Raw genomic sequence first — 4,037 nt, 5'->3', positions numbered from 1 at the left:
TCGACCACCTCGGCACCGGCCGGCGGCCACACGGCCGCCTCGAACGCCACCGGCACCGCACCCGAACCCAGCACACCGCTCGCATGCAGGGTCCAGACCGGCTCCGGGTCGATGTCCGCCGTGGAGTGGATGCCGACCGCGCGGCGCCCGGAGTCGTCCGGATCGGCCAGGCGCACCTGGATCCGGACGGAGCCGTCTTCAGGCAGGACCAGCGGCGCGGCCATGGTCAGTTCCTCGACCAGGTCGCAACCGGCCTCGTCCCCGGCACGTACGGCCAGTTCGACCAGCGCCGTACCCGGCACCAGCACCGAACCCATGACGGCGTGGTCCGCGAGCCACCGGTGCGACCGGGCCGACAGCCGGCCGGTGAACACCAATCCGGCGGTCCCGGCCAGTTCGAGCGAGCCGGTGAGCAGCGGGTGGTCGGCGTTACGGAGCCCGGCGGCCTCGGCCGTCGGGAAGAACGCCGGGGCGTCCGTCCAGAAGCGACGGTGCTGGAACGCGTACGTCGGCAGGGCGATCCGGCGGGCGCCCGTCCCGGTGTGGAAGGCGGACCAGTCCACCGGGACGCCGAGCACGTGCAGCCGTGCCAGCGCCTCGACGACGGTCCGCTCCTCGTCGCGACCGCGGCGCAGCGCCGGGATGGCTTCGGCGGCGCCGTCGGGCAGGGCGGTCGCGGTGAGGGCGGTGAGGACGGCGTCGGGGCCGAGTTCGAGGTAGCGCGTGACGCCGGCCTCGTGGAGGGTCCGGATGCCGTCGGCGAAGCGGACGGCCTCACGGACGTGGCGCACCCAGTAGTCGGGCGTCGTGAGGTCCTCGGCCAGGGAGCCGGTCAGGTTGGAGATCACCGGGATCGACGGCGCACGGTAGCTCAGCCCGTCGAGAACGGAACGGAAGTCCTCCAGCATCGGGTCCATCAGCGGCGAGTGGAACGCGTGGGACACCCTCAGCCGCGTCGTCTTGCGATCGGCGAAGTGCGCCTCGATCGCCTCGACGGCCTCCTCCGTCCCGGAGACGACGATCGAGCGCGGGCCGTTGACCGCGGCGATCGACACGAACTCACCCAGCAGCGGCAGGACTTCGCCCTCCGCCGCCTGCACCGCCAGCATCGCACCGCCGGACGGCAGCGCCTGCATCAGACGGCCACGCGCAGTAACCAGCGCACAGGCGTCAGCCAGGCTGAACACCCCCGCGACGTGCGCCGCAGCCACCTCACCGATCGAGTGCCCGGCCACGAACTCCGCCCGCACACCCAGCGATTCGACGAGCCGGTACAGCGCCACCTCGACCGCGAACAGACCCGCCTGCGCGTACTCCGTCCGGCTCAACAGCTCCTCGTCGTCGCCCCACACCACATCCCGAACCGGCACCTCCAACGCCGCGCACACCTCGTCGAAAGCCCGCGCGAACACCGGGAACCGGGCATACAACTCCCGCCCCATCCCCAACCGCTGCGACCCCTGCCCCGAGAACAGGAACGCCGTCCGGCCGCTCGTGGCGACACCGGTCGGCGCCTCGCCGTCCGCCACCGCCCGCAGGCCGGCCAGGAGTTGCCCGGTCCCGTCGCCGACCACGGCCGCACGGTGTTCGAGCGCGGCGCGGGTCGTCGCCAGCGAGTACGCGACGTCCACGGGACGGGCGTCAGCCACGGCCGCGATCAGCCGCTCGGCCTGCGCACGCAGCGCCTCCGGGGTCGCGGCGGACAGCACCCACGGCACGGCTCCCGGTTCGAGCTCCGGCACCTCCGTGGAGGGCGCCGCCGCCGGGGCCTCCTCGATGATCACGTGGGCGTTGGTGCCGCTGATCCCGAAGGAGGAGACGCCCGCGCGGCGCGGGCGGTCGCCCGGGGCCCACGCCCGGGGCTCGGTCAGGAGCCGGACGGCCCCCTCCGACCAGTCCACGTTCGCGCTCGGCTCGTCGACGTGCAGCGTCGACGGCAGCTCGCCGTTGTGCAGCGCGAGCACCATCTTGATCACGCCGGCGACACCGGCCGCGGCCTGGGTGTGCCCGATGTTCGACTTGATCGAGCCGAGGAGCAGCGGCTCTTCACGGTCCTGCCCGTAGGTCGCGAGCAGCGCCTGGGCCTCGATCGGGTCGCCCAGCGTCGTGCCCGTGCCGTGCGCCTCGACCACGTCGACCTGGTCGGCGCCGAGCCGGGCATTGGCGAGCGCCTGCCGGATCACCCGCTGCTGCGACGGCCCGTTCGGCGCCGTCAGGCCGTTCGACGCACCGTCCTGGTTGACGGCGCTGCCGCGCACGAGCGCCAGCACCGGGTGCCCGTTGCGCAGCGCGTCCGACAGCCGCTCGACGACCAGGAAGCCCGCGCCCTCGGCGAAGCCCGTGCCGTCGGCGGCGGTCGCGAACGACTTGCACCGCCCGTCGGGGGCGAGCGCGCCCTGGCGGCCGAACTCGGCGAACACGCCCGGCGTGGCCATGACCGTCACGCCGCCGGTGATCGCGAGCGAGCAGTCGCCCTGGCGCAGCGCCTGGGCGGCCAGGTGCAGGGCGACCAGGGAGGAGGAGCAGGCGGTGTCGACGGCGACGGCCGGGCCCTCCAGGCCGAGCTTGTACGAGACGCGGCCGGCCACGACGCTGCCGTTGCCGTCGCTGCCCGGGTAGTCGTGGTACATCACGCCGGTGAAGACGCCGGTGCGGGTGCCGCGCAGGCCGCTCGGGTCGATGCCCGCCCGCTCCAGGGCCTCCCAGGAGAGCTCCAGCGTGAGCCGCTGCTGCGGGTCCATGGCGAGGGCCTCGCGCGGGGAGATCCCGAAGAATCCGGGGTCGAACTCGGCGGCGCCGTCGAGGAATCCGCCGGCCCGGGTGTAGGACGAGCCCTCGGTGCCCCCGCTGTTCTCGGTGCGCAGCACCGAGAGGTCCCAGCCGCGGTCGGCGGGGAACGGGGAGATCGCGTCCGCGCCGGACGTCACCAGCTGCCAGAGCTCCTCGGGCGTGGTCACCCCGCCCGGGTAGCGGCAGGCCATCCCGACGATCGCGATCGGGTCGTGGCGGACCTCCGTCGGCGCCCCGGGGTTGTCCGTCGCAGCCTCCGGCTCGGCGGCGGTGGCCCGCACCCGGTCGTCGGTCAGGTCGAGCAGGGCGTCGACCAGGCCCGCGTCACGGAGGCGGCGGGTCGGGATCGACTGCAGCGCGGCACGCAGGTCGGCCTCGGCGCGGGACGCCTGGCCGCTCGCGGCGGCGGTCCGAACGCCCAGCTCGGTGACGATGAGCTCCGTCACGGCCTCGGCGTTCGGGTGGTCGAAGGCGAGCGTGGCGGGCAGGCGCAGGCCGGTGAGGGTGTTGAGCTGGTTGCGCAGGTCGGTCGCGGCGAGGGAGTCGAAGCCGAGCTCCTGGAACGCGCGGTCCGGCTCGATCGCATCGCCGGACTCGTGGCCGAGCAGCCCGGCCACCCGGGCCCGGACGAGGTCGAGGACGGTCCGCCGCTGCTCCGGCTCCGTCAGCCCGGTGAGCCGGGCCGCGAGGCCGTCCACCGGTGCGGCCGGTGCCGGAGTGTGGGCCGCCGTGCGTCGGGTGGCCGGGACGAGGCCGCGCAGGAGTGCGGGGACCTCGTCGGTGCGGGCGCGCAGGGCGGCGGCGTCGACCCGGATCGGCACGACGGAGGCGCGCTCGCTGCGCAGACCGGCGGCGAAGAGCGCCAGACCGGCCTCCCGGGTGAGCGGCGGGACGCCCTGGGCGGCCATGCGGTTGCGGTTGAGCTCCAGGAGCTGCTCGCCGAGGCCGGCGCCGACGTCCCACAGGCCGTAGGCCATGGCGGTGGCGGGCAGGCCGGCGGCGCGGCGGTGGGCGGCGAGCGCGTCGAGGAAGACGTTCGCGGCAGCGTAGTTGCCCTGACCGGCGGTCAGCACCAGCCCGCCCGCGGAGGAGAAGAGGACGAACGCGCTCAGCTCGAGATGACCGGTCAGCTCGTGCAGATACCAGGCGCCATCGGCCTTCGGGGCCAGAACCGCATCCATCCGCTCCGGACTGAGCGCACCGACCAGACCGTTGTCACCGACACCGGCAGCATGGACCACAGCCGA

1 protein-coding gene is annotated in these 4,037 nt (G+C 74.4%); it reads right to left on the bottom strand.

Annotated elements, in window-relative coordinates; translation table 11 throughout:
• Positions 1-4,037: beta-ketoacyl synthase N-terminal-like domain-containing protein (locus tag AB0C76_RS41095; RefSeq protein WP_359975825.1), on the bottom strand; the 4,037-nt coding region annotated here is incomplete at both ends.

The sequence above is a fragment of the Kitasatospora sp. NPDC048722 genome (genome assembly GCF_040650235.1).
GTDB lineage: Bacteria > Actinomycetota > Actinomycetes > Streptomycetales > Streptomycetaceae > Kitasatospora.
Note: the sequence above shows the minus strand (reverse complement) of the source record. Positions and strands in the feature narration are given on the sequence as shown.